The organism is Pseudomonas sp. AO-1, assembly GCF_019775695.1.
GTDB lineage: Bacteria > Pseudomonadota > Gammaproteobacteria > Pseudomonadales > Pseudomonadaceae > Aquipseudomonas > Aquipseudomonas parakoreensis.
Window position 1 is genome coordinate 2,727,351 of the sequence record NZ_CP079947.1, and the last position, 22,667, is coordinate 2,750,017.

The window sequence follows — 22,667 nt, forward strand, 5'->3', positions numbered from 1 at the left end:
CAGAAGAACAGTGGAGCGGCCATGCAACAGAACAGATCGCAAGTGACCGAGCGCGACGGCTTGTTCGAACTCGAAGCCGGCAGCGACGTCCTCGACAGTCCCCGTTACAACCACGATATGGCACCGACCAAGGTGCGCGAACGCACCTGGAACAAATGGCACATCACCGCGTTGTGGGTCGGCATGTCGGTGTGCGTGCCGACCTACACCCTCGGCGGCGTGCTCACCGCGTATTTCGGCCTGACCGTCGGCGAAGCGCTGATGGCGATTCTGCTGGCCAATGTCATCGTGCTGATCCCGCTGACCCTCAATGCCTTTCCCGGCACCAAGTACGGCATTCCGTTCCCGGTGTTGCTGCGCTCGTCATTCGGCGTGCTCGGTTCCAACGTGCCGTGCCTGATTCGTGCGCTGGTGGCGTGTGGCTGGTTCGGGATTCAAACGATGTTTGGCGGGCTGGCGATTCACCTGTTTCTTGGCTCGATCTTCGACGGCTGGAAATCCCTCGGCGGCACGGGGGAGGTGATCGGCTTCATGATCTTCTGGTCGCTGAACCTGTGGGTGGTGATCCGTGGTGCCGAGTCGATCAAGTGGCTGGAAACCCTGTCCGCACCGCTGTTGGTGGCAGTCGGCATTGGCTTGCTGATGTGGGCCATGCCCAATGTGTCGATGAGCGAGCTGCTGGCGATTCCACCGAAACGCCCGGAAGGCGCGAGCGTGGTCAGTTACTTCGCTGCGGGGCTGACGGCGATGGTCGGCTTCTGGGCCACGTTGTCGCTGAACATTCCCGACTTCAGCCGGTACGCCAAAAGCCAGAAAGACCAGATCCTCGGGCAGATTTTCGGCCTGCCGCTGACCATGTTCCTGTTCGCTTCGCTGGGGGTGGTGATGACCGCTGCGTCGGTGAAGCTGGTCGGTGTCACGGTATCGGATCCGGTCAGCCTGATCGGCCATATCCAGAGCCCGCTGTGGGTGGCGGTGGCCATGGCGCTGATCATCATCGCCACGCTGTCGACCAACACGGCGGCGAACATTGTTTCGCCAACCAACGACTTCCAGAACATCGCGCCCAAGGTGATCAACCGTACCAAAGCGGTGTTGCTCACCGGCTTCGTCGGACTGGCGTTGATGGCCCACGAGCTGCTGAAAAAGCTCGGTCTGATCGTTTCCGATGTCAGCCTGGAAACCGTGTATTCCAACTGGCTGCTGGGCTATTCGAGCCTGCTCGGGCCGATCGCCGGGATCATGGTGGTGGACTATTTCCTGATCAAGAAACAGCAACTGGACCTGGCCGGGCTGTACCGCGATGACGTGTATCCGGCGTGGAACTGGGCCGGGTTTGCCGCGTTTGGCGTGCCCGTGGTGCTGACCCTGCTGTCGCTGGGTAGCGATGCGTTCAGCTGGTTTTACAGCTACGGCTGGTTTACCGGCTCGGCGCTGGGCGGGGTGATTTATTACGGGTTGTGCGTGATGCGGGCGCAGCCTTCGGTCGTGAAATCACCGGTGTGAGGGAGGGAGGGCATCATCGCTGGCAAGCCAGCTCCCACAAGGATCAAGTCGTACACAAACCATGAGTCCACTCAAAACCTGTGGGAGCTGGCTTGCCAGCGATGGCGGCCTGGAAAACACCAAAGAAATACCCTAAGAAACTGCCTGAGGAGATCAACATGAACGCAGCCGTAGACGTTCTGCAATCCACCCATCAGCACATCAACCGCGACCGCCTCTGGGCCTCGCTCATGCAACTGGCCAAGCTCGGTGCCACGGTCAAGGGCGGGGTCTGTCGTCTGGCCCTGACCGACCTCGACCGTCAGGCCCGTGACCTGTTCGTGCAGTGGTGCAAGAACGCCGGATGCAGCGTCACAGTGGATGCAGTCGGCAACATCTTCGCCCGCCGCCCGGGGCGTAATCCGAACCTGCCGCCGGTGATGACCGGCAGCCACATCGACACCCAGCCCACCGGCGGCAAGTTCGACGGCTGCTTCGGCGTGCTCGCCGGCGTCGAAGTGCTGCGCACCCTCAATGACCTCGGTGTGGAAACCGAAGCACCGCTGGAAGTGGTGGTCTGGACTAACGAGGAAGGCTCGCGCTTTGCTCCGTGCATGATGGGGTCCGGCGTGTTCGCCGAGAAATTCACCCTCGAAGAAACCCTGGCCAAGGTCGATGTCGACGGCGTCACGGTTGGTGAAGCGCTCAACGCCATTGGTTACGCCGGGTCACGCAAAGTCAGCGGGCACAAGGTCGGCGCCTATTTCGAAGCGCACATCGAGCAAGGCCCGATCCTCGAAGACGAGCAGAAAACCATCGGCGTGGTACTCGGCGCCCTCGGGCAGAAGTGGTTCGACCTGAAACTGCGCGGCGTCGAAGCGCACGCCGGGCCAACGCCGATGCACCTGCGCAAGGACGCCCTGGTCGGCGCCTCGGTCATCGTCGGCGCGGTCAATCGCGCCGCCCTCGGCCACCAACCCCACGCCTGCGGCACCGTCGGTTGCCTGCAAGCCTACCCCGGTTCGCGCAACGTCATCCCCGGCGAAGTGCGCATGACCCTCGACTTCCGCCATCTGCAGCCAGAGCGCCTCGATTCGATGATTGCCGAAGTGAAGCAGGTCATCGACGCCACCTGCGAAGAACACGGCCTGACCTATGAACTGACCCCGACCGCCGACTTCCCGCCGCTGTACTTCGAAAAAGGCTGCGTCGAAGCCGTGCGCAGCGCGGCGAAAGGCCTGGGCTTGTCACACATGGACATCGTCAGCGGCGCCGGCCACGACGCGATCTTCCTCGCCGAACTCGGCCCGGCCGGAATGATCTTCGTGCCGTGCGAAGGCGGCATCAGCCACAACGAAATCGAGAATGCCGCGCCGGATGATCTGGCGGCCGGGTGTGCGGTGTTGTTGCGGGCGATGCTCGCGGCTTCGGCGATGGTGGCTGAGGGGCAGCGCGCCGCCTGAAGATCAAAAGATCGCAGCCTGCGGCAGCTCCTACAGTTGGATTGCATTCAAACTGTAGGAGCTGCCGAAGGCTGCGATCTTTTAGTGGTCACCTGCAGGAACGACTTGGTTTGATCAACCGGGCCGGTCATTCTTGCCCGCTGTGCCCTGGCGTCTGTCGGGGCCGTTGGGGTTGCCGACATCCAGCAACCGTCGTTCGACCAACACATTCTCCAGTGCCTGACGCTCGACCGGCGCCATTTGGTGTTCACGCTTTTTCAGCTCCAGCAGAATCGGGCTGGACCAGGTGCGATAAGTCTGTTCGATGTTGCGACGCGACGTCATCAGTCTCTCCTTGATCAAGAGCCCGGTGTAGCTGGCAGGGGCTCAATCCGATGAGGGATTAACGTTAGTCGACAAACCCCGAATCCGCGAATGACTCAATGTTTTGTGGGAGCTGGCTTGCCAGCGATAGCAGTGGGGCAGTCTCTGCTGCATTGACTGACAGCCCGCCATCGCTGGCAAGCCAGCTCCCACAGGGTTTTGCATTGAATGTGAGATCGGATCAATCCTCGATTTTCATCATCGCCTGCACACCTTCCCACGCCTCGGCGCGCATCCGTTCGATGTCCAGCCCCGGAATCACGCCGTTATCGACCACGATCCTGCCGCCCACCAGGCTGTATTTCACGGTAATGGGTTCACCGGCCACCACCGGGGCAACCGCGCAATCGTGGAAGCCGAAGAAGCGGGGATGGTCGAGGCTGTAGATCACCAGATCCGCGGCTTGCCCGACTTGCAGTGTGCCGACCGCGCCCAGTCCCAATACCTGTGCACCGCCCGCCGTGCCCCAGTGGATCACGTCTTCGGCGGTGGTCGCCGAGGCGCCTTGTTCGGCGCGGTGGATCAGCCACGCGGTGTTGGCTTCGCCGACCATGCTTCCGGATTCGTTGGACGCGACGCCGTCGACGCCGAGGGAGATCGGTACGCCGGCCTCAAACATTTGCGGCACCGGCGCGACGCCACTGCCCAGGCGCGCATTGCTTACCGGGCAGTGCGAGACGCCGCTGCCGGTCTGGGCGAGCATGCGGATTTCCCCCGGTTGCAGGTGCACGGCGTGGGCGAACCAGACGTCGGGGCCGAGCCATTCGTGTTCGGCGACGAATTCCACCGGCAGGCAGTTGTACTTGTCGCGGCAGAAATTCACATAGTTCTGGGTTTCCGACAGGTGTGTGTGCAGGCGCAAACCGAGGCCGCGTGCGGTGTGTGCCAGTTCGCGCAGCAGGGTCGGCGGCAGCGAAAAGGTCGGTGTGGTTGGCGCGACGACCACCCGGCGCAGGGCATCCGGGGTGTCCTGGTGATACAGCGATTTCAGCCGCTCGATGTCGCCGACCATTTGCTCGAGGCTTTCCGGTTGCAGCGCGGTTTTCGAGAAACCCGGGTGCGCGCTGGCGGATTCCAGCGCGCCACCGCGACACAGCACAAAGCGCAGGCCGAACTCATCGGCCAGATCGAACAGCAGGTCCCCGGTCTCGGTGGTGCCGTGGGCGTGGTAGAGATAATGATGATCGGCGCAGGTCGTCACCCCGGACAACAGCAATTCGACCATGCCCAGCCGAGCGGCGATCCGCGCCAGTTGCGGGGTAAAGCGGTTCAACCTTGGGTAGGGCACACTCGCCAGCCAGCCTTGCAGATCCTGATTCAAACCTTCGGGCACGGCTTTGAGCAGGTTCTGGAACAGGTGATGGTGGGTGTTGATCCAGCCCGGATAGACCACGCTGTTGCGCGCATCGATCACCCGTTCGCCGGGTTGTGGCTCAAGGTCGGCGGCCATTTCGGCGATGCGTCCGTTGATCACGCGAATGTCCACCGCGCCGGCCCGGGCACGCGGACCGCGCAGGCCGGTCATCACCGCTAGCGGGTTTTTGATCAGGATGTTTTGAAGTTGAGTCATGGCAGGCTCCAGTCAGAGAATGTGCGAGGCGGATTTGCCGGGTGTGGTGTCGGGCACGCTGACGCCATTGAGCGCCGCGTTGAGCAGCACCGACACCAGGCAGGCGATGACCACGCTGCTGTGCAGGAACGGCTGTGACCACTCGGGCAGTTGTTTGAACAGAGTCGGCGCGAGCACCGGTACCAGCGCGGCGGCGATGGTGAAACCGACGATCAACACGTTGTAGCGATTGCGTTCATAGTCGACCTTGGCCAGGGTCTGGATACCCGCCGCCGCGACCACGCCGAACATGGCAATGCCGGCACCGCCCAGCGCCGCCGTCGGCATCGAGGCGATGATCGCCCCGGCCTTGGGCACCAGCGCAATCGAACACATCAGCAGGCCACTGACGGCGACCACCCAACGGCTGCGCACGCCGGTCAGGATCACCAGACCGACGTTCTCCATGAAGGCGATAAACGGGAATGCGGCGAACATTCCGGCGATGGTGCTGGCCAGGCCATTGGCGCGCAGGCCGTTGACCACTTGCTGGTCTTCCACCGGTTTGTCGACGATGTCGCCGATGGCCACGAACAGCCCCATCGACTCGACCATCTGCACGATCATCACCACCACCATGGTCGCGATGGGGATCAGGCTGAACGTCGGCAGGCCGAAGTAGAACGGGTAGGGCACGGTCAGCCACGGCGCCTCTTCAACACTGTGGAAATTGCCCATGCCCAGACCGTAGGCCAGACCGGCGCCGACCAGCATGCCCACCAGCACCGCCATGTTGCGCAGCAGCGGGCTGCCGTAGCGATTGACCAGCAGAATGGTCAGCAGCACCACCACCGCCACCGCGAGAAAGGCCGGCGCGCCGAAGTTGCTCGCATTGCGTCCGCCACCGACCCATTCATAGGCAATCGGGAACAGCTGCAGACCGATCACGGTGACGATGCAACCGGTCACCACCGGCGGGAAAAACCGCCGTAATCGGCCCACGAACGGCGCCATCAACAGGGTGAAAATCCCGGCACCGATCACCGCGCCGCAGACCCCAGGGAAGCCCACTTCGGGGTTGCTGCCGATGGCAATCACCGGACCGACGCTGCTGAACGCCACACCTTGCAGGATCGGCAGGCGCACGCCGAATTTCCAGAACCCGACGGTCTGCAACAGGGTGGCGATGCCCGAGCAGAACAGCGTGGTGCTGATCAGCACCACGGTATCGGCGTGGGACATTTTCAGGGCGCTGGCAACGATCAACGGCACGGCGATGGCGCCGATGTACGAGACGGCCATGTGTTGCAGGCCGAGGGTGAGCATCTGTCGTACCGGCAAAACGCGGTCGACGGGGTGCACGGTGGAGGAAGGAGTGGCTGACGACATGGGGAATCACCTCTGGCTGTTTTTATGCGGTAGAGAGGGGTATTCGTCTGATGCCGCGCAGCTCAGGAACACAGTGCAACCCTGTGGGAGCTGGCTTGCCAGCGATGGCGATTTAGCAGTCACCATCTTTATCAACCGACAGTCCGCTATCGCTGGCAAGCCAGCTCCCACAGATTTTGTGTTGTGCAAAAATCTGGCATCAGTCATTCGTGCCCGAAGCCGCCATCCACCGGCTCCGATGCCTTGTTCAGCCTGCGAGGCAGGCGGCAAAGCCCTGGTTCAGCGCCGCGCGGTCCAGGTCACGGCCGATGAACACGATTTTGCTCGAGCGGGGCTCCGTGCCCCAGGCGGTCGAGGCGCGGAACTCCACCAGGCTGTGCACGCCTTGCAGCACGTAGCGCTGGTCTTCGTTGGCCACGGCCAGTACGCCTTTCATGCGGTAGAGGTTATCGGCCTGGGACGAGCGCAGTTCGCTGATCCAGCGGTGGAACGCCACCAGGTTGACCGCGCCGTCCACGGCGATGCCCACCGATGACACGCTCGGGTCGTGTTCGTGGTCGGGCTCATCATGGTGGTGTTCATGGTCGTGATGCTCAGGTTCAGCGCCGATTTCCATGAGCTTCTGCGTGCATTCGAAGGCGCCGATGCCGAGAATTTTCGTCAGGTCGATCTGCGCATGAGTGGAGGTCACCAGATCCGCCGTGGCGTTCAAACCACGGATCTTGCCGCGCAGAATGTCCACCTCTTCGGGGCTGACCAGATCGACCTTGTTGATGACGATGCGGTCGGCGCAGACGATCTGATCCACCGCCTGATTGTCGACGCCATCCAGTTGCAGATCTTCCAGGTGTTGGGCGATGTGCTTGGCGTCGACCATGGTCACGATCGCATCGAGTTCGACGTCCTCGGCAATCGGGTCATTGATGAAAAAGCTTTGCGCCACCGGGTACGGGTCGGCCAGCCCGCTGGTCTCGATCAGGATGTGATCGAGGCGTACCGGACGCGCCACCAGTTCGCGGACGATGCGCACCAGATCCTCACGAACTTCGGCGGTGCAGCACACGCAGCCGTTGACCATTTCGTAGATTTCTTCGGTCTCCGAGCTGAGCACCAGATCGCCGTCGATGCCGACCTCGCCGAACTCGTTTTCGATCACGGCGATCTTGCGTCCGTGGTTTTCCTTGAGGATGTAGTTGAGCAGGGTGGTTTTGCCGGCACCGAGGAAGCCGGTGAGGATGGTCACGGGGATTTTGGTGTTGCGGGTTGGGGCGTTGAAGGGGGTGTTCATCTGGAGCTCCTTACCTGTGTTTTTAGTCGGAGTGCGATCAACTGTGGGAGCTGGCTTGCCAGCGATGGCGGTGTGTCATTCACCAGTGATGCCGACTGACCTGTTGCTTTCGCTGGCAAGCCAGCTCCCACAGGGGCCGGGATGTTCTTGCCAGCGGGCGGCAACGCCGGCATCCAGGCCGAACAGGTCGAGCACTCTGCCCAGGCTGTGATCGACCATCTGCGCCAGGCTTTCGGGCCGGGCGTAGAACGCCGGCACCGGTGGGGCGATGATCCCGCCCATCTCGGTCACGGCGGTCATGTTGCGCAGGTGGGCGAGGGTCAGCGGCGTTTCGCGGGCCATCAGCACCAAGGTGCGGCGTTCCTTGAGGGTGACGTCGGCAGCGCGGCCGATCAGCCCGGACGACGTGCCGGTGGCAATCTCCGCCAGGGTGCGCATCGAACACGGCGCGACCACCATGCCCAGGCAGCGAAACGAACCGCTGGCGATCCCGGCGGCGACGTCATCGGCGCGGTGGTAGTGGCTGGCGAGTGCAGTGACATCGGCCAGTTTGTAGTCGGTCTCGTGGGCCATGGTCAGCAGCGCGGCGCGGCTGATGATCAGGTGGCTTTCGATGTTCAGCTCGGCCAGCAACTCCAGCAGACGCACGCCGTAGATGAAGCCGGACGCGCCGCTGATGCCGACCACCATCCGCTGACGGTTCACGATGCCAGCCCTTTGAGCAATTGCCGGGCCCGTTCGAGCACGTCCTGATCGAGCTGCGCCTTGATCCCGTCGAAGCCCGAGCCACGGGTGGCGTCAAGACCCATGCGCGACGTGGTGCCGTTGACCGATGACGACGGATCCAGCGGGCTGCCGGGCAAGCCGTCGATCATGAACAGATCCAGATGCGGCTGGAAGTGCGTAGCCAGTGCCCACAACACCTGGCTGTCGTCGGTGATATCGATATCGCTGTCCACCGCGATCACGCTTTTCAGATAGGGATCCCAGCCGAGCAGGGCGAGCATGATCTGCCGCGCTTCACCGTCGCGGCTCTGATCCAGCGCCACGTAGCAATGAAAGTGGGTGCCGGAGTTCGGGTAATGCACGGCGGTGACGGCGGGGAAACGCGCCTTGAGCTTCTCGCTCATTTCCGCTTCGCGCGGCAGACGGGCGAGGGTCAGATGCTCGGCGTAGCGGCCGCCCATGACATCGACCAGCCAGGCGTCCTTGCGCAACAGGGTGTCGACGCGCAGCACGTTGTTGGTCGAACGATCCGAGGAATAACCGCTGAACTCGCCGAACGGGCCTTCCTCGGCGTAGGCCGTCGGGTCAATGGCGCCTTCGAGAACGAACTCGGCGTATGCCGGGACGCCGATGCCGTAGCGTGGGGTCTTGACCAGCTCCAGCGGCGCACCGAACAAGCCGCCAGCGACGGCACGTTCATCGCTGCCGTAGGGCAAGCGCGCTGCCGCCGCGAGCATGAACAGCGGATGCGCGCCGACCACCATCGCCACGCGCAATTCTTCACCGCGTTCACGGGCGGTCTGCAGCATTCGCCACAGGTGTCCGCGCGAGTGCAGGCTGGTCGCCAGGGACTGGCGGGCGTGGCGCATCGAGCGGTGGTAGCTCATGTTGGCGATGCCGGTCAGCGGGTCCTCGGCGATGATGATCGCGTTGGTGATGTATGGCCCGCGATCGCTGTCGAAGTGCTTGAGCATCGGCAGCAGCGCCAGATCCACGGCTTCGCCTTCGAACACTTCATCAAGCACCGGGCCGCTTTCCACGTAGCGCGGGGCGATGGGCTGGTTGGCGCGGCGCTGGAAGGTTTCGTGCAGTTGTGCAGGCGTTACGCCGAACAACCGCGCGATGCGGGTGCGGGAGGCAAACAGGTTGGTCGCCACCGGCACCTTGAGGCCGCCGACGTTTTCGCAGATCAGCAACGGATCGCGACCCTGTGCGGCGAGGGCATCGACCAGGGCGGTGATGTCCTGATCGGCAGAAAGCGTTTGGGTGATGGTCAGCACATCGTCCGGGTACTCTCGGCGATAGGCATCGATGAACACGTGAAAATCCTGAGAATCGCCGAGCGTCGAACGGGTCATGGTTTCACCTCGTAAAAAGCAGGCACGCAGGGGTGAGAAGGTGTTCGATCGAGCAGCCGTTGGCCTGCCGGTCGAGGGAACGCCGGGTCATCTTCGTGCCTGTAAAGTCGCTGTGTTGCCTCTACTGTTCACTTAGGTGCTGAGGAGATTCCTGTGGCGAGGGCCTTTGTGGTGAGGGGATAAATCCCCTCACCACAGGGTTCCGTTGTGCCCCAGGAATCAGCGTTACCCAGGAATCAGCGTTGCCTAGAGGTACGTGGTCGTCAGGCGAATATCCGCCTCAACCAGATCCTTCGGCGGTGGTGTCGGCTCGATTCCGCACAACCGCGCGATATTGTTGCCCAGGTAGTCCTCCAGATGCTCCTCGTCGATGCCCAGCCCTTGCGGTGCCGGCGAGCACAACACCTCCAGTTCGCGCAGCCACATGCCCGGTTCGTTCGGCGGCGAGTCGGTGCCGAACACGATCTTGTTGCGCGGCAGTTCCTTGGCGAACTCGACGATCCGCGACTGGAAGCACCAACCGGATTCGCAGTACACGTTCGGCGTGTCCATCGCCATCCAGAACGCCTCGAACGAGTAGTTGCCGCCGGTCTGGATGCCGAAGTGGCCGATGATGAAATTGACCATCGGGAACTCGCGGATGATCGGGTAGAACATCGTCGGAATGGTGTACGGGCCGTCGCCGGTATGGATCAGCACCACGATGTTGTACTTGGCGCAGACTTTCATCGCCGGACGCAGCCAGTCCAGCGCCCGATCCGGGCGATAGCCGTGCATGTTGGCGTGCAGCTTGAGCATCTTGAAGCCGTATTCCTTGATGTGGAATTCCAGCTCCGCCGCACCGTTTTCCGGGCCCCAGCGCGGGTTGAAGTTGAAGTTGCCGATGAAGCGGTCCGGGTACTTCACACAGAGTTCGGCGACGTACGACATGTAGTCACGCACGCCTTCGCGGCCCCGGCGGTTGCCGTCGCGATAACCGGTGTTGCCCGGTGGCGGCTGGATAAAACCCATATCGATGCGGCGTGGCTTGCCGTTGATCATGTACGGGCCGTCCATCAGCTTGAGCATGCGCTCGCCGGTGAACGGTTCGCCGGTGTGGCGCCAGGCCTCGTCGACCAGGTTGGTGGGGTGCAGATGGGTGTCGATGATCATCGGTTCAGCTCCTGGCCAGTTGCGTGGTGACGGGGCGCTTGAGTTGCGCCTCTGCTTCGGAAACGGAACGCGGCGGCGGTGTCGGTTCGAGGCCGATCATCCGCGCGGTGTTGTTGCCCAGATACTCTTCGAGGGTGTCCTCGTCGAGGTTCAGGCCCTGCGGCGGCTCGTGGCACAGCACTTCGAGCAGGCGCAGCCACATGCCCGGTTCGTTCGGCGGGGTGTCGGTGCCGAAGAGGATCTTGTGCGTTGGCAAGACCTTGGCGAACTCGACGATCCGCGATTGCAGGCACCAGCCGGATTCGCAGTACACGTTGGGCAGCTCCATCGCCCATTGCATCGGTTCGAACACATAGACCCCGCCGGTCTGCACGCCGAAGTGGGCCATGATGAAATTCACGTTGGGGAATTCCTTGATCATCGGTACCCATTCCGACGGGATGCTGTACGGCCCGTCGCCGGTGTGCAGCTTGACCGGAATGCCCAGCTCGGCGCATTTCTCGAAGCACGGGCGCACCCAGTCCAGTGCACGATCAGGCCGGTAGGCGTGCATGTTGGCCTGCATCTGCACCATCTTGAAACCGTGTTGCTTGACGTAGCGCTCGATCGCCTCGACGCCGTTTTCCACGCCGCAGCGCGGGTTGTAGACGAAGCAGCCGATGAAACGATCGGGGTAGGTCTGCACCATTTTCAGGGTGTAGGCCATGTAGGCGTCGATGGATTCGCGGCCCGAGAGTTCGCCGTCGGTCCAGGTGTAAATGGTGTTGCCCTGCGGCGGCTGGATGAAGGCTTTGTCGATCCGGCGAGGCTTGCCGTTGACCATGTACGGGCCATCCATCATCTCCAGCAGACGCTCGCCGGTGAACGGGTCACCGTCATGCCTCCAGGCGAGGTCCACGAGATCCGTGGGATAGCAGCTGATATCGATGATCATTGAAGTCGATCTCCTGATAGCGGGGAAGGGAGCCTTGCGGCTCTCGGCATCCACGCCCCGGGCTATCGGCCATTTCTATGCGCAGGTCTCGCGCATTCCCTCGCCTGTTCGCATCCGGCCCGGGTGGGTGGTTGCTGAGGGCGAGTATTGGAAAGGGGGGAGGGGTTCGTACAATATTAATTGGACGCGGTGGTGATACTTGTTCGATATGGTTTGGGTTTTAGGGTGAATGTGCCGACGCCATCGCTGGCGAGCCAGCTCCCACAGTGATCGAAGTGTTGATCCGATCTGTGTCACACCACAAAAACCTGTGGGAGCTGGCTTGCCAGCGATGGCGTCAAGTTTGTGTACGCAGGGCCAACTGTTTGATGGCTTCAACCACCGGCGCCACCCGCTCAGCCTGCCCATGCGGCCACACCGCGTAGAGGTTGTAATGCGCAGCAATCTGCGCCTCGTTCAACGCCACCAGCCGCCCACTGCGCAATGCATCGGCGGCGAGCAAACCGCGCACTAGCCCGGCGCCAACCCCGGCTTCGGCAGCCGCAATCAGGTTGGCCGCATTATCGAAAATCACCCGCGCCGCTGGCTCCACCGGGGGCATTCCGGCCGCATCCAGCCACGGAATCCACGAGCGTCGCGTATAGCCCAACAGCGGCAATTCAAGGATCTGCGCAGGGCTCAACGGCAACTGCAAACCACAGCGCTCAAGCAACGCCGGCGAAGCCACCGCCAGCACCCGATCGCCACAGATCTGTGTCATCTCGCAGTCATCCCAATCGCCATAGCCGTAACGCAACGCCAGATCCACCCGCTCGAAGCTGCTGCGATCACTGCGCGGCATCGACAGCAGCGCCACCTCGTAATCCGGCAGTCCGTCGAGCAATTCCGGCAGGCGCGGATTGAGCCAGCTCTGCGCCAGTTCACTGTCCACATCCAGGGTCAGGCGCTGCGCCACGCTGAGGTTTTTCACCGAGGACAGGGCCCGGTCGATCTGCGCCAGCCCGTCCGCCAGCACGCTGGCAAACAACTGCCCGGCATCGGTGAGGTTGCTGCCGCCGCCTTCACGCACGAACAACGGCTGGCCGATGAAGTCTTCGAGGGCGCGGATCTGCTGGCTGATCGCGCTGTGCGTCAGGTCGAGCTTGCGCGCCGCACTGGAAAAACTGCCGCTGCGCGCCGCGTGGATAAACGCACTCATGGACTGCACCGACGGGTATCGCTTGTACATGTTGTTAGTCCTGCTTACAGCGGTTGGCAGAAATCGTCGCTGGCCGCGGTTTGCCCGGGGTTCCAATAATCGGTCACCAGGCCCGCACAAAGACGGGCCGCTCTTTTGGAGCCTGACAATGATCGCATTCACGGTTAACGGCGAACGACGCGAGCTGGATGAAGCGTCCCCCTCCATGCCCTTGTTATGGGTACTGCGTGATCAACTGAAACTCACCGGCACCAAATTCGGCTGCGGCATGGGCCTGTGCGGTGCCTGCACCGTGCATCTGGACGGCGTCGCGGTGCGTTCCTGCCAGTTGCCGCTGGCCGCCGTCGCGGGCCACAGCATCACCACCATCGAAGGCTTGTCGCCGAGCGAGAGTCATCCGCTGCAACTGGCCTGGGTCGCCGAAGATGTGCCGCAATGCGGCTACTGTCAATCCGGGCAGATCATGTCCGCCGCCGCGCTGCTCAACACTGGCGCGGCAGTGACCGACGATTCGATCCGCAATGCGATGAGCGGCAATATCTGCCGTTGCGGCACCTACGGGCGGATCAACAAAGCGATCAAACGTGCGGCGAACGCGCCGAAGGAGGCCTGATGAGGCTGAGCGACGACACCTTGCTCGAACCGTCCCGCCGGGTGTTTCTCAAGCAAGCGGCGACGGTCGCTTCGGGCCTGGCGATTGCCCTGTATCTGCCGTCCGGTAGCGCCGCCAGCGACTCGAAAACCCCGGCGCCGGCCACGGAATTCGAGCCTAACGCCTGGGTGCGGATCTTCCCCGACGGCACGGTAAAACTGGTGGTGCACAAGCACGATTCCGGCACTGGCACGCAAACGGCGCTGGCCGCGTGCGTGGCCGAAGAGCTGGATGTGAACCCGATGACCGTGCAGGTCATCACCCCGGAAGATCCGTTCTTCGAGACCTACATTCACCCGGTCTGGAAAGTCTTCTCCACCGGCGGCAGCACCAGCGTGTCGCTGGAATACGAACGCTTGCGCATGGCCGGCGCCACGGCGCGGGCGCTGCTGATCGCGGCGGCGGCAAAGCAATGGAAGGTCAGCCCCGACAGTTGCAGTACCGAAGAAGGCCAGGTCATTCACGCTGCCAGCAAACGCAGCCTCAACTACGGCGAACTGGTGGGCGTGGCGGCGCATTTGCCGGCACCGGCCAATGTCACGCTGAAAGATCCGGCGCAGTTCAAATACATCGGCAAACTACGCCACAAGCGCGATGCCGCGGCCAAAGTCTGCGGGCGCTTCAAATACAGCATCGACGTGCAGTTGCCGGGAATGCTGGTGGCGGTGATTCAGCGCGCGCCGGTCGTCGGGGCGAAAGTCGTCAGCGTGGATTCGGCGGCGGCATTGCAGGTGCCGGGCGTGCGCCAGGTGCTTGCAATCCCCGGGCGACCGGACGTGCTCGGTGGCAACCTGGAAGGCGTCGCGGTGCTGGCCGAGACGTTCTGGGCGGCGCAGCAGGGCCGCAAAGTGCTGGAGATCAAATGGAGCGATTCGCCGCTGGCCGGTTTCGACAGCGCGGAACTGGGCAAAGCGCAAGCGGCCGCTATTTCCGACCCGAAAAGCCAGACCATCAAAGCCATGACGCATGGCGATGTTGACGCGCAATGGTCGCACGCGGCGCAGCTGATCGAAGCCGATTACCGCATGCCGTACAAAGTGCAGAACCCGCTGGAACCGATCTGCATCACCGCACAGGTCAAGGACAACGCGATCACCTATTGGGGCGGCGTGCAGGTGCCGTCGTCGGCGCTGGAAGCCGCGCAAACGGTCTGCGGTATCGCCAAGGACAAGGTCACCATCAATGAACGGGTGTCCGGCGGCAGCTTCGGTGCGCGGGAGGCCAAATACTGGTTGTTCGAGGTGGCGTATCTGGCGCAACAGACCGGCGTGCCGGTGAAGTTGCTCAACAGTCGCGAAGACGAAATGCATGCACTGTTCAATCACCCGGCGACGCTGCACCGGGTCAGAGGCGCGCTGGATGCCCAAGGCAAACTCGGCGCACTGCAACTGCACGCGGTGTCACCGGCCTCGCCGGAGCAGTGGGAGCCGGGCTATTTCGAACGCCCGGATCACATGGATTACAGCACCACCGAGGCGATCACCGCGTGGGACTTCGCCTACCGTCCGCCGCATCTGCAGTTGAACTGGGTCAAGCACGAAAGCCAGGTGCCCAGCGGCTGGTATCGCTCGGTGAGCTTTATTCCCAATGTGTTTGCCGTCGAGAGTTTCATGGACGAGTTGGCCCATGCGGCAGGCGCGGATCCGCTGGCGTTCCGTCTGGCCAACATGCAGGAGCGGCCACGGCATGTGGCGGTGCTGAAACAGGCTGCCGAACGCGCCGGATGGGGCCAGCCGTTACCGCCCGGCACTGCGTTGGGCATTGCGACCTTTCAGGGTTACAGCAGTTTTATCGCCGTGGTGGCGCGGGTCGCGACGGTCGATGGCAAACCGAAAGTCGAGAAACTGACGTGTGTGGTCGACTGCGGTCTGGCCGTGTCGCCGGGCGGGGTCGAGGAGCAGATCTACGGCGGACTGATGTGGGGCTTGGGCCATGCGTTGTTTGATCGCCTCGACATCCAACAGGGCAGGGTGGTGCAGAGCAATTTCCACGACTACCGCGTGACCCGCATGTCGGACATGCCGGCCACCGATATCGTGGTGCTGGATGGCGAGCCGGGAAAACCCGGTGGCGTCGGCGAGTTGGGCAGTCCGTCGGTGGCCCCCGCGATTGCCAACGCTTTGTTTGCGTTGACCGGCGTGCGCCAACGGTCGACACCGCTGAGCCTGGGGTAAGCCGCCATGGACCTGCGCCTGCTGCGGTACTTCATGGCCCTGGCCGATGAGTTGCATTTCGGTCGGGCTGCGGAGCGGTTGCACATTTGTCAGCCGCCGCTGAGCCAGCAGATTCGACTGCTGGAGGAGGAGTTGGGCACGCCGCTGTTCGAGCGCAGTCATCACCGGGTCGAGCTGACAGCCGCGGGGCAGATGCTCAAGGAGCAGGCGCCGCTGGTGTTCGAACAACTGGAACGGGCGCTGGACCTGACCCGCCAGACCGGGCGCGGGCAACTCGGCGAACTGGAAATCGGCATGATCAGTTCGGTGATGGTCGGCGTGCTGCCCAAGGCCCTGCACCTGTTTCGTGAGCGTTATCCGCAGGTGAACTGGCGCCTGCATGAAATGACCCCGGCGGCGCAGGTCAAGGCATTGAAAGAGAAACGTATCGACGCCTGCGTGTTTCGCGTCGGTTATGACGATCCGTTGCTGCGTAACGAGTTGCTGATCTACGAACCGATTCATGTGGTGATGCCGGCCGATCATCCGCTGGCCAGTCGCGAGCTGCTGGCTCCGGCGGATCTGGCGCAGGAACCGTTCGTTGCGCTGGAACTGAAGCAGTCGCGGTTTGCCAACTTCCTTTATCAGTGCTGCGTTCAGGCCGGGTTCACCCCGCAGATCCGCCAGCAGGTGATTGAAGTGCAGACGTTGCTCAGCCTGGTGCGCGCCGGGTTCGGGGTGGCGCTGTTGCCGGCTTCGATCGAGCAACTGGCGCCGGCAGGGCTGGTGTTTCGCAGGCTGACGCCGGCGCTGCCGGAAGTGCCGCTGTACGCGACTTACCGCGCCGATGATGCTTCGCCGGTGCTCAGGCTGTTTCTCGATACGTTGCGCGAGCTGGTGGAAACCTCAGATCAACCTTGATCCCCTTGTGGGAGCGAGCTTGCTCGCGAAGGCGGTGTGTCAGCCGACAGATATTTGAATGACATACCGTATTCGCGAGCAAGCTCGCTCCCACAGGGGACTGTGGTGGGGCGCATATTTATGTTCGGCACGATCACGAACGCCTGCGGTCGTAATCTTCACACGCGCATTCCCTGTGGAGATCCAATGAGCCAGGAAGTCCTGACCACTGAAACCAATCGTCGCCAGTTGCAGCAGATTATCGCCGGGCTGTCCGACGGGGTGATTCTGCTGGAGCTCGATCAGAGCATCCTCTGGGCCAACGAGGCAGCACTGGCCATGCACGGTGTCAGCCGGATCGGCGAGCTGGGCACTAATGCCGATGAGTATGCCAAGCGTTTCACGCTGCGTTATCGCAACAACCACCTGTTGCCGCCCGAGAACTATCCGATCAGCCGCGTCGCACGCTGTGAGGTATTCAGCGACCTGTTGGTCGAAATGTCTGCCATGGATGACCCGGAACGCGTCTGGGTGCACAGTGTGCGCAGCATGGTACTGACCGACCGCGAAGGGCAGCCGGAGTCGCTGGTGCTGATCATGAGCGACGTCACCGATTGGGCCAATGCCGAACAGCGCTTCGAAAAGACCTTCAATGCCAACCCGGCGCCAGCGGTGATCTGCCGCCTCAGCGACTTGCGTTACATCAAGGTTAATCCGGGGTTTCTGGAGATGACCGGTTACACCCGCGACCAGGTAATCGGTACCTCGGCCTATGAAATCGATGTCTTCGATCAGGCTGAGAAAAAGGATCTGGCGATTCAGCGCCTGCGCGATGTGGCGACCATTCCACAGATGCAGGCTCAACTGCGCCTGCCCGATGGCGGCAGCAAGCAAGTGATCGTCGCCGGGCAGCCTCTGGTGCTCAATGATGAGGATTGCATGCTGTTTTCCTTCGTCGACATGGAGCTGCGGCACAAGGCGGAAGTGGCGCTGCGTCAAAGTGAGGAACGCTTCGCCAAGGCGTTTCGCCTGACCCCGGTGCCGATTCTGATCTGCAGTGCTGACGAGCAGCAGGTGATTGATGTCAATCAGGCGTTCCTCGACACCCTCGCCTACGACAGCGACGAGGTGGTGGGCAAAACCGTGACCCAGCTGCATTTCATCGATGACGATGGTGCGCGGGCCCGGCTGCTGAACGCCCTGGCCAAAAGCGGTCGGATTGATCGGGTCGACGTCCGCGTGCGCAGGAAGGATGCAGAGCTGCTGGAGTGCGCGGTGTCGGCTGACACCGTGAACATTCAGGACACGCCATGCTATCTGCTGGTGCTGATGGACATCACCGAACGCAAGCGCACCGAGCTGGAGTTGGTGGCGGCGATCGAAGAGGTGATGAAGGATGCTTCGTGGTTCAGCCGGACGCTGATCGAAAAACTGGCGAATGTGAAGAAGGTCAACTCGCCGCAGCTGCCGAGCGTGTCCTTCACTGATCTGACGGCGCGTGAGCGCGACGTGCTGGGGCTGATCTGCGAGGGGTTGGCCGACAAGGAGATCGCCGCCCGCCTGAAACTCGCGCCGAACACCGTGCGCAATCATGTGGCGACCGTGTATTCCAAGCTTGATGTACACAGTCGCAGCGAGGCGATTGTCTGGGCGCGGGAGCGTGGTCTGTTTTCTGGCGAGCGCGGCGCGAAGGGTCAGCGGTAGGTGCAAATGCACTAGCTGATGCGGTGCAAATGCAGGTTCTGGTGAGATAGGGCAGTTCTTAGTCTGGTGGGGTGCGATACAAGCCTGTTGGCTTGGGATCGTCTCCCTTCGAAACAGCTAAAGGAACAAGCTCCATGATGAATCTTGCGCAGTTGCGCGCCAGCCTTGAGCAGAGTTTTTCGCCACTGGCGTGCGAGTGTTCAGTGGATGGGGATCATTCGCTGACGGTGAAGTTGTATCACCGGGAGTCGGGACAGGTGGATCTGGTGATCAGCGGGTTGAAGCTCAATGAGTTGCGTACGCCGGAGGCTGTGGCGGCGTTGATTGATGAGTTGCGGTATGAGTTGGAGAGTAATTCTTTGCGGGCTGCTCGGGATCCGGATATGGCTTAGGGTTTTTGGCTGTTTTGGGTGTGGATCCGTTACTGCGGGTGTTGCTGATCAGGGTTCCGCCCTTACGGCGGGTCACTTTGGCAAAAGCCCCAAAGTAACCAAAGGGCTTTACCCTGACGTTCGGCCCTCGCTTGGGCTCGGGTTTCTTCGCTGCGGGATTCATCCGGGGGGCAGCGCCTACGGTTTGCTTCGCTGCACCTCCTCTCGCTGTGTTTGGCTGCGCCAAACGGTCGCTGCGCTCCCACCCCCGGATAAATCCCTCCACTCAGCCTGCCGACGGGCCCTCAGATCAAAAGCGGTACTCGAGCTAACGCTCATTGTGTTGAGTGGGGCGGCTTCGCCGCATGGGGTGTGCACGATTAAAGTTGTGGGAGCTGGCTTGCCAGCGATGGCGGCCTTCCAGTCAATAAATTTCTTGCTGAGGTAACCCGCCCTCACAGAGTTTGCTCTCCACAAAATCGACAGCCAATTCCCTCATCCCCCTCCAGTTCACTGGCGCTCGCCGGGTAGTCGGCTATAAAGAATGAGTGGTCAGGTCTTCCGTCAGCCGCGGTATTCGTGCGCGATCGCGGAAGTGGCTCTTCCATTCACCGCGGGTCGTCCTATGAATAATCCTGGGAATCGCGTGTATCTGCCGTTGTCGCTGGCTTTCTCTGTCGCGCTATTGAGCGGCTGCGCCAGTCCTCCGCCACCGCCTCCTGCTGCACCGCCACCACCGCCAGTGCGTACCTGTCAGACCCTGGAAAACACTCAGGTGTCGGGCGATATGTATGTTGACGAGCAGGTCACTCGGCATATCACCACCACCCGATGTGTCACGCAGTAGCGTGGGGCGGCTTTGCTGGCGGTGCATAAGGTCATTGCCTGAACTCAATCCTGTGTAGGAGCTGCCGAAGGCTGCGATCTTTTGATCTTGATCTTCAAAGTCAAAGATCGCAGCCTTCGGCAGCTCCTGCACAGGCAAGTCTGGTTCAGGACAGGAACCCACCGTCCACATTCAGCGCAACCCCGGTGGTGTAGCTCGACGCATCACTGGCCAGGTACAACACCGCACCGGCCATTTCACTCGGATCGGCTACGCGCTTGAGCGGAATCTGCGTCAGCGCCTGCTTGAGGATCGCATCGTTTTTTACCAGCGCCGAAGCAAATTTGGTGTCGGTCAGGCCCGGCAGCAGGGCGTTGCAGCGGATGCCGAATTGCGCGCATTCCTTGGCGAAGACCTTGGTCATGTTGATCACTGCCGCTTTGGTCACCGAATAGATGCCCTGGAAGATCCCCGGTGAGATACCGTTGATCGACGCGACGTTGATGATGCTGCCGCCGCCGTTTTCGCGCATCAGCTTGCCGGCTTCTACCGACATGAAGAAGTAGCCGCGGATGTTCACGTCGACGGTCTTCTGGAATGCGCTCAGGTCGGTGTCCAGCACGTTGCAGAACTGCGGGTTGGTCGCGGCGTTGTTCACCAGGATATCGAGGCGACCGAACTGTTCCTTGATCCCGGCGAAGACCTGGCTGATCTGTTCCATTTCACCGATGTGGCAGGCCACGGCGGTGGCTTTGCCGCCAGCGGCGATGATCGCGTCGGCGACATGCTGGCAACCTTCGAGCTTGCGGCTCGAGACGATCACGTGGGCGCCTTGCTGGGCCAGCAGTTTGGCGATGGCTTCACCGATGCCGCGGCTGGCGCCGGAGACGAAGGCGATTTTGCCGTCGAGGTCGAACAACTGAGTCTTGGACATGGGGGTTCCTTGGTGTGGGCCGTCAGAGGCTCGATTTCGCAATGACCTGCAGGCTCATGTGCTCCAGCAGTTTGTTCATGTGAATGAACTGCGCGAAGCGTTTGTCCTGAGTCTGGCCGTGGTAGAAGCGGTAGTAGATCTGCTGCACGATGCCGGCCAGGCGGAACAGGCCGTAGGTGTAGTAGAAGTCGAAATTGTCGATGCGGATGCCCGAGCGTTCGGCGTAGTAATCGACGAACTCGCGGCGGGTCAGCATGCCCGGGGCGTGGCTCGGCTGGCGGCGCATCAGTTGCACGGGGGCCGGATCATCGGCCTGAATCCAGTAGGCGAGGGTGTTGCCCAGGTCCATCAGCGGATCGCCGAGGGTGGTCAGTTCCCAGTCGAGCACGCCGATGATCTGCATCGGGTTGTCCGGGTCGAGGATCACGTTGTCGAAGCGGTAGTCGTTGTGGACGATGCTCGAGGTCGGATGGTCGGCCGGCATCTTGTCATTGAGCCAGGCCTTGACCTTTTCCCAGTGCGGCGCATCCGGGGTCAGGGCTTTTTCGTAACGTTCGCTCCAGCCCTTGATCTGACGGGCGACGTAACCTTCCGGCTTGCCCAGATCGCCGAGGCCGCAGGCGTTGTAGTTAACCCGGTGCAGCTCAACAAAACGGTCGATGAAGCTCTTGCACAGTGCTTCGGTTTTCGCTGCATCGAGGCCCAGTTCTGGCGGCAGGTCGGAGCGCAGGATGATGCCCTTGACCCGTTCCATCACATAGAACTCGGCACCGATCACCGACTCGTCGGTGCAGTGCACGTAGGCTTTCGGGCAGTAGGGGAAACCGTCGCGCAGTTGATTGAGGATGCGGAATTCGCGGCCCATGTCATGGGCGGATTTGGCCTTGTGGCCGAACGGCGGACGGCGCAGGACAAATTCCTGGTCCGGGTATTCCAGCAGGTACGTCAGGTTCGACGCGCCGCCGGGAAACTGGCTGATCTGCGGCGTGCCGGTCAGGCCCGGAATGTGCGCCTTGAGGTACGGGTCGATCAGGCTGGCATCGAGTTCTTCGCCAGAGCGGATACGGGTGGACTGGTCAGTAAGCGCCATGCTTATCCCTTCTGCTTATTTTGGAGGCCAGACATCATTGGCTAATCTAATGGCGCACCAGGGCGGCCACAAGCGCGCAGCGGTCTTATAGGTTAGCGTGTTGCAGGATAATCACCTTTGGGAATGTGCGCGGCGGGCCACAGCAGGCTAAGGTTTAGCGGGTATGCCATGTTCGGCAAGGAGCTTTGAAATGGGCTGCCCGCAAGTCTGTGCCAGCGCCACCCTGCAATGCAGTTTCGGCGCCGCCCCGGCAGTGCTCAACGTGCTGCCGGTCAATCGCACGCTGACCGGAGGGATGCCGGCGGCGAACATCATGGATCATATTCCGCTGGTCAACGTCACCACGTTCGGCATGTGCATGAGCATGGCCAATCCGATGGTCGCCGCTGCCACTGCTGCTGCGCTCGGCGTATTGACGCCGATGCCGTGCATTCCCGCCACCGCCACGCCGTGGATCCCCGGCGGTGCACCGACCCTGCTGCTGGGCGGGATGCCGGCGATCGATGCCAACAGCACGTTGATGTGCAACTGGGCGGGGGTGATCAAGATCGTGATGCCGGGGCAGATGCAGATGTTGATTCCCTGAGTCAGGCCTGCTGCGGATCCGTCCACTTGCGAAACCACCAGCGCACCCGGGAAATCGGTTTGCCATCGGCATCCAGTGGCCGCCCGTCCTCGGCAAATCCCTGTTCCGGCTCCATCAGTTGCCCATTCAGATAACGCGCATCCACCGCCGGTTTGCCGTTGGGATGAAAGCGCTGATAACGCCCCTCGCGCACGCCGTCGCGATAGAACTCGGCCTCCGCCACTTGCCCGTCGGGAAAGTAATTGAACGCCTCGCCATGCAACAGGCCGCGCCGATAGGATGCCTTGCGCTGCAACCAGCCCTCAGGCGCATAAAAACTGGCGACGCCTTGCAGCTTGTCGCGCACGAACGGCATCTGCGCCGAAACCTTGCCGTTGGGGTGGTAGAGCAGAGACGTGCCCTGCAATTGGCCCTGGCTGTAATTCAGGTCTGCCTGTTGGCGACCGTCATCCTTGATATTCAACGGACCGTCGAGCTGGCCGTCCTTCAATCGTCCCTTGAGGTGTTTGTCATCCTGCTGCAAATCCAGCGGTGTGATCGCCATGG

At 62.0% G+C, this 22,667-nt stretch carries 20 protein-coding genes; 8 read left to right on the top strand and 12 right to left on the bottom strand.

Annotated elements, in window-relative coordinates; all coding sequences use genetic code 11:
- The first annotated feature begins 21 nt into the window (after positions 1 to 21).
- Entirely contained in the window at positions 22 to 1,506 is a 1,485-nt protein-coding gene (locus tag KVQ82_RS12720) for an NCS1 family nucleobase:cation symporter-1 (protein ID WP_108183006.1), read from the top strand.
- A gap of 158 nt (positions 1,507 to 1,664) precedes the next feature.
- Positions 1,665 to 2,948 carry a Zn-dependent hydrolase gene (locus KVQ82_RS12725; protein ID WP_222019052.1) on the top strand — a complete coding sequence of 428 codons (1,284 nt, stop codon included), beginning with the start codon at positions 1,665 to 1,667 and terminating at the stop codon, positions 2,946 to 2,948.
- A gap of 114 nt (positions 2,949 to 3,062) precedes the next feature.
- Here the strand turns inward: KVQ82_RS12725 and KVQ82_RS12730 are convergent, their stop codons facing one another.
- The 9 genes from KVQ82_RS12730 to KVQ82_RS12770 all read right to left on the bottom strand — a co-directional run bounded on the left by KVQ82_RS12730 (position 3,063) and on the right by KVQ82_RS12770 (position 12,935).
- Positions 3,063 to 3,272, bottom strand: a complete 210-nt coding sequence (locus tag KVQ82_RS12730) for a hypothetical protein (protein ID WP_003224027.1) — start codon at positions 3,270 to 3,272, stop codon at positions 3,063 to 3,065.
- 220 nt (positions 3,273 to 3,492) lie between these two features.
- Positions 3,493 to 4,881: an amidohydrolase family protein gene (locus KVQ82_RS12735; protein ID WP_222019053.1), complete on the bottom strand. Its 1,389-nt coding sequence runs from the start codon at positions 4,879 to 4,881 to the stop codon at positions 3,493 to 3,495.
- A 12-nt stretch (positions 4,882 to 4,893) separates the two neighbouring features.
- Positions 4,894 to 6,249, bottom strand: a complete 1,356-nt coding sequence (locus tag KVQ82_RS12740; protein ID WP_041073301.1) for a nucleobase:cation symporter-2 family protein — start codon at positions 6,247 to 6,249, stop codon at positions 4,894 to 4,896.
- A 247-nt stretch (positions 6,250 to 6,496) separates the two neighbouring features.
- On the bottom strand, positions 6,497 to 7,537 hold the full coding sequence (locus tag KVQ82_RS12745) for a GTP-binding protein (protein ID WP_222019054.1): 1,041 nt from the start codon (positions 7,535 to 7,537) through the stop codon (positions 6,497 to 6,499).
- A 75-nt stretch (positions 7,538 to 7,612) separates the two neighbouring features.
- Positions 7,613 to 8,227, bottom strand: coding sequence for a UbiX family flavin prenyltransferase (locus KVQ82_RS12750; RefSeq protein WP_222019384.1), 615 nt, complete (start codon positions 8,225 to 8,227; stop codon positions 7,613 to 7,615).
- Positions 8,228 to 8,238: 11 nt separating this feature from the next.
- Positions 8,239 to 9,621, bottom strand: a complete 1,383-nt coding sequence (locus KVQ82_RS12755) for a UbiD family decarboxylase (protein WP_222019055.1) — start codon at positions 9,619 to 9,621, stop codon at positions 8,239 to 8,241.
- A 246-nt stretch (positions 9,622 to 9,867) separates the two neighbouring features.
- Positions 9,868 to 10,773 carry an amidohydrolase family protein gene (locus KVQ82_RS12760; RefSeq protein ID WP_222019056.1) on the bottom strand — a complete coding sequence of 302 codons (906 nt, stop codon included), beginning with the start codon at positions 10,771 to 10,773 and terminating at the stop codon, positions 9,868 to 9,870.
- 4 nt (positions 10,774 to 10,777) lie between these two features.
- Entirely contained in the window at positions 10,778 to 11,707 is a 930-nt protein-coding gene (locus KVQ82_RS12765) for an amidohydrolase family protein (RefSeq protein WP_086792694.1), read from the bottom strand.
- Positions 11,708 to 12,044: 337 nt separating this feature from the next.
- Entirely contained in the window at positions 12,045 to 12,935 is an 891-nt protein-coding gene (locus KVQ82_RS12770) for a LysR substrate-binding domain-containing protein (protein ID WP_222019057.1), read from the bottom strand.
- A gap of 118 nt (positions 12,936 to 13,053) precedes the next feature.
- Here KVQ82_RS12770 and KVQ82_RS12775 point away from each other — a divergent pair, with 118 nt between their 5' ends.
- The 5 genes from KVQ82_RS12775 to KVQ82_RS12795 all read left to right on the top strand — a co-directional run bounded on the left by KVQ82_RS12775 (position 13,054) and on the right by KVQ82_RS12795 (position 18,706).
- Positions 13,054 to 13,518, top strand: coding sequence for a (2Fe-2S)-binding protein (locus tag KVQ82_RS12775; RefSeq protein WP_041073291.1), 465 nt, complete (start codon positions 13,054 to 13,056; stop codon positions 13,516 to 13,518).
- Entirely contained in the window at positions 13,518 to 15,731 is a 2,214-nt protein-coding gene (locus tag KVQ82_RS12780; protein WP_222019058.1) for a xanthine dehydrogenase family protein molybdopterin-binding subunit, read from the top strand. Before KVQ82_RS12775 ends, KVQ82_RS12780 begins: the two co-directional genes overlap by 1 nt.
- 6 nt (positions 15,732 to 15,737) lie before the next feature.
- Positions 15,738 to 16,631, top strand: a complete 894-nt coding sequence (locus KVQ82_RS12785; protein WP_222019059.1) for a LysR substrate-binding domain-containing protein — start codon at positions 15,738 to 15,740, stop codon at positions 16,629 to 16,631.
- Between the two features lie 186 nt (positions 16,632 to 16,817).
- Positions 16,818 to 18,314, top strand: coding sequence for a helix-turn-helix transcriptional regulator (locus KVQ82_RS12790; protein WP_041073285.1), 1,497 nt, complete (start codon positions 16,818 to 16,820; stop codon positions 18,312 to 18,314).
- A gap of 134 nt (positions 18,315 to 18,448) precedes the next feature.
- The gene (locus KVQ82_RS12795; RefSeq protein ID WP_041073283.1) at positions 18,449 to 18,706 is read left to right on the top strand and encodes a DUF1652 domain-containing protein; all 258 of its coding nucleotides are present in this window, start codon (positions 18,449 to 18,451) and stop codon (positions 18,704 to 18,706) included.
- Positions 18,707 to 19,677: 971 nt separating this feature from the next.
- Here the strand turns inward: KVQ82_RS12795 and KVQ82_RS12800 are convergent.
- Positions 19,678 to 20,445, bottom strand: coding sequence for an SDR family oxidoreductase (locus tag KVQ82_RS12800; protein WP_047293630.1), 768 nt, complete (start codon positions 20,443 to 20,445; stop codon positions 19,678 to 19,680).
- Positions 20,446 to 20,467: 22 nt separating this feature from the next.
- On the bottom strand, positions 20,468 to 21,535 hold the full coding sequence (locus KVQ82_RS12805) for a phosphotransferase family protein (protein ID WP_222019060.1): 1,068 nt from the start codon (positions 21,533 to 21,535) through the stop codon (positions 20,468 to 20,470).
- A 190-nt stretch (positions 21,536 to 21,725) separates the two neighbouring features.
- On the opposite strand from KVQ82_RS12805, the gene KVQ82_RS12810 reads away from it, so the two are divergent.
- Positions 21,726 to 22,121, top strand: a complete 396-nt coding sequence (locus tag KVQ82_RS12810; RefSeq protein ID WP_007958887.1) for a DUF4280 domain-containing protein — start codon at positions 21,726 to 21,728, stop codon at positions 22,119 to 22,121.
- 1 nt (position 22,122) lies between these two features.
- Here KVQ82_RS12810 and KVQ82_RS12815 read toward each other — a convergent pair whose 3' ends face one another.
- Positions 22,123 to 22,665 (bottom strand): toxin-antitoxin system YwqK family antitoxin, encoded by a 543-nt coding sequence (locus tag KVQ82_RS12815; protein WP_041067430.1) that lies wholly within the window; start codon positions 22,663 to 22,665, stop codon positions 22,123 to 22,125.
- Between the last annotated feature and the right edge of the window lie 2 nt (positions 22,666 to 22,667).

Excerpts from the sequence above, each read along its gene's own strand:
- KVQ82_RS12720 (WP_108183006.1), top strand. The coding sequence starts at position 22 with ATGCAACAGAACAGATCGCAAGTGACCGAGCGCGACGGCTTGTTCGAA.
- KVQ82_RS12725 (WP_222019052.1), top strand. The coding sequence starts at position 1,665 with ATGAACGCAGCCGTAGACGTTCTGCAATCCACCCATCAGCACATCAAC.
- KVQ82_RS12730 (WP_003224027.1), bottom strand. The coding sequence starts at position 3,272 with ATGACGTCGCGTCGCAACATCGAACAGACTTATCGCACCTGGTCCAGC.
- KVQ82_RS12735 (WP_222019053.1), bottom strand. The coding sequence starts at position 4,881 with ATGACTCAACTTCAAAACATCCTGATCAAAAACCCGCTAGCGGTGATG.
- KVQ82_RS12740 (WP_041073301.1), bottom strand. The coding sequence starts at position 6,249 with ATGTCGTCAGCCACTCCTTCCTCCACCGTGCACCCCGTCGACCGCGTT.
- KVQ82_RS12745 (WP_222019054.1), bottom strand. The coding sequence starts at position 7,537 with ATGAACACCCCCTTCAACGCCCCAACCCGCAACACCAAAATCCCCGTG.
- KVQ82_RS12750 (WP_222019384.1), bottom strand. The coding sequence starts at position 8,227 with ATGGTGGTCGGCATCAGCGGCGCGTCCGGCTTCATCTACGGCGTGCGT.
- KVQ82_RS12755 (WP_222019055.1), bottom strand. The coding sequence starts at position 9,621 with ATGACCCGTTCGACGCTCGGCGATTCTCAGGATTTTCACGTGTTCATC.
- KVQ82_RS12760 (WP_222019056.1), bottom strand. The coding sequence starts at position 10,773 with ATGATCATCGACACCCATCTGCACCCCACCAACCTGGTCGACGAGGCC.
- KVQ82_RS12765 (WP_086792694.1), bottom strand. The coding sequence starts at position 11,707 with ATGATCATCGATATCAGCTGCTATCCCACGGATCTCGTGGACCTCGCC.
- KVQ82_RS12770 (WP_222019057.1), bottom strand. The coding sequence starts at position 12,935 with ATGTACAAGCGATACCCGTCGGTGCAGTCCATGAGTGCGTTTATCCAC.
- KVQ82_RS12775 (WP_041073291.1), top strand. The coding sequence starts at position 13,054 with ATGATCGCATTCACGGTTAACGGCGAACGACGCGAGCTGGATGAAGCG.
- KVQ82_RS12780 (WP_222019058.1), top strand. The coding sequence starts at position 13,518 with ATGAGGCTGAGCGACGACACCTTGCTCGAACCGTCCCGCCGGGTGTTT.
- KVQ82_RS12785 (WP_222019059.1), top strand. The coding sequence starts at position 15,738 with ATGGACCTGCGCCTGCTGCGGTACTTCATGGCCCTGGCCGATGAGTTG.
- KVQ82_RS12790 (WP_041073285.1), top strand. The coding sequence starts at position 16,818 with ATGAGCCAGGAAGTCCTGACCACTGAAACCAATCGTCGCCAGTTGCAG.
- KVQ82_RS12795 (WP_041073283.1), top strand. The coding sequence starts at position 18,449 with ATGATGAATCTTGCGCAGTTGCGCGCCAGCCTTGAGCAGAGTTTTTCG.
- KVQ82_RS12800 (WP_047293630.1), bottom strand. The coding sequence starts at position 20,445 with ATGTCCAAGACTCAGTTGTTCGACCTCGACGGCAAAATCGCCTTCGTC.
- KVQ82_RS12805 (WP_222019060.1), bottom strand. The coding sequence starts at position 21,535 with ATGGCGCTTACTGACCAGTCCACCCGTATCCGCTCTGGCGAAGAACTC.
- KVQ82_RS12810 (WP_007958887.1), top strand. The coding sequence starts at position 21,726 with ATGGGCTGCCCGCAAGTCTGTGCCAGCGCCACCCTGCAATGCAGTTTC.
- KVQ82_RS12815 (WP_041067430.1), bottom strand. The coding sequence starts at position 22,665 with ATGGCGATCACACCGCTGGATTTGCAGCAGGATGACAAACACCTCAAG.